General features: G+C 66.3%; 1 protein-coding gene. It reads right to left on the bottom strand.

Features of this window, described 5'->3' with window-relative positions; all coding sequences use genetic code 11:
• Positions 1–165: 165 nt before the first annotated feature.
• On the bottom strand, positions 166–1,482 hold the full coding sequence (gene ltrA / locus E0504_RS26805; RefSeq protein ID WP_243657632.1) for a group II intron reverse transcriptase/maturase: 1,317 nt from the start codon (positions 1,480–1,482) through the stop codon (positions 166–168).
• Positions 1,483–2,216: the final 734 nt, after the last annotated feature.

Below are 2,216 nucleotides of genomic sequence, written 5' to 3'. Positions count from 1 at the left end.
GTGTGCGATGGACGGTGGACCCCGGGGTTGGGGCGACTGCGGGTGGCGGGTCGGGTGGGTGCTGGCTGAGGGAGCGGTGGGGGCGGTGGGTGTTGAAATGCTCCGCTAGTCGCGGTAGGGACCGTCCTTACGGACGGCCCCCCGCACAGATCCCAGCGAGCGGAACTACCGCACTGGGCTCCCGCCTCGGGTGCTGGCGTCGAGCCGAACGGTAGGCAGGGGATGTCGGACCTTTGCGGTCGGTAGCCACCTGTTCGCGATGGGCCCCATCCGTCCCCAGTTCAGGTACCCGCGCTGGCTACGGCGCGATAGCGCCTTGTGCCAGGCATGGAGCACCTCGTAGCGGAAGGATGCCGTCGCGTTCATGTTGCCTGGCACGGCATAGTAGTTCAGGTGGCCGTTGACCACGCTGCGCAACCATTGCCCCTGAACGGGGATGGGTAGGTGACTGCGCCGCTTCGCTTCGATCTTGATCTCGCGTAGCTTCGCCGCCATCCGCCTCTTGTCCGTGACCCGCCGCACCCAGAAGTAGCCCCGCTTGCCCGTCGCGCAGATGTGCGTGAAGCCCAGGAAGCTGAACGTCTCGGGTCTGCCCTGCCCGCGCCGCGACCGGTTCCGGACGGCGAACCGCCCGAACTCGATCAGCCGGGTCTTGTCGGGATGCAACTCCAGGCCGAACTTCGCGAACCTCTCCCGAAGATCGACAAGGAACCGCCGCGCGTCATCCTCGTACTCGAAGCCGGCGACAGCGTCGTCAGCAAAGCGCACGGTGATCACGTCACCGCACGCGAAGTGATTCCGCCACCACCGCACCCACAGGTCGAAGACGTGGTGCAGGTACACGTTAGCGAGCAGCGGTGATACCGAAGCCCCCTGCGGTGACCCTTCCATTGTCTGCGACCGCGCGCCGTTCTCGATGACTCCCGCGCTCAGCCATTTCTGGACCAGGCGCAGGATCCGTTTGTCCGCGATCCGGTGCTCAAGGAACTTGACCAGCCATTGATGACTGAGGCTGGAAAAGAAATCCCGGATGTCCAGGTCGAGCACCCAGCCCACCTTCTTCCGCTGGATCCCGACCGCGAGCGCGTCGAGCGCCATGTGCTGGCTACGCCCTGGCCGGAACCCGTACGAGAAGCCGAGGAAGTCCTCCTCGTAGATGGCGTTCAGCACCTCGACGACCGCCCGCTGGACAATCTTGTCCTCCAGCGTGGCGATACCGAGCGGCCGCAGCCGCCCGTCCGCCTTCGGGATGTACACCCTCCGCGAGGGACTCGCCCGGTAACGCCCCGAGTGGATCCGGGCGTGCAGGTCCCGCAGGTTGCCCTCCAGGTCCTGCCCGTACTCCCGCCACGTCACCCCGTCCACGCCCGGCGCGGCCTGCGGGCGGATCGCCCGGTAGGCAGCCCGCAGACGGTCCAGGTCCACGTGGTGGAGCAGCGCGGTGAACCGTATTCCCTTGTCCTGCCGTGCGGCTAGGCGCACACGATCCAACGGGCTTGACACGCCTGGCCCGGCTCTGCGTCCGGGACGTGTTTCGCTGGTCGTGTTCCCCTTGGCCACGCCCCTTCCCTCCCCCGCCTCCGCACCCGCTCGCACGGGCTTGTTCGGCAGGTTCACAGGTACTATTGGCGTGTCCGACTTCCCGTGTCCGTGCATCCCAGGATTACCGCCTCGGCGTTCCCTGGACGTCCCGCCGGTCATCACTCCGACGGGCGGACGCGGGATCTCCCGGTTCTCGTGCTTGGAGATTCCGTGCATGCCATGGTTCTCTGACCGCGCCGGGCCCACCGGGAACTCGCGACTAACGCTCCCGGCGGTGTTGCCTTCCACGGATCTGAACGTGTCGGCGCCCTGGAACTGTTCATTTCGCGGCTCAATCACCCGGCCTACACGTGCCCCTACCAACGCTTCAGCAGCCCCCTTACGGAAGCAGCCACATGGCTCGGGGTCGTCGTGGGTCGCTACTCCTTCGACGTAGAGCTCTTCCATCTCCTTCTCCAAGCCGGTTTATCCCGGCGCTACCAGATCTTGAATGGTCGGGGTCTGTTTGATCACATCCGGTCTGTCCGGGTATGGCCTGACCGTGCTCAGGGCTTGCCGCTGGCATGAGGTATGCGGATGGTGGCGGGCTTACCGCGCAGGGTCGTGCCCAGTACGAAGCGGTCCGGGCGCGGGCCACGGACCTGTTCGCCGCAGGTGTCGCTCCGGTCGAGGTA

The sequence above is a fragment of the Parafrankia sp. BMG5.11 genome (genome assembly GCF_004337455.1).
Note: the sequence above shows the minus strand (reverse complement) of the source record. Positions and strands in the feature narration are given on the sequence as shown.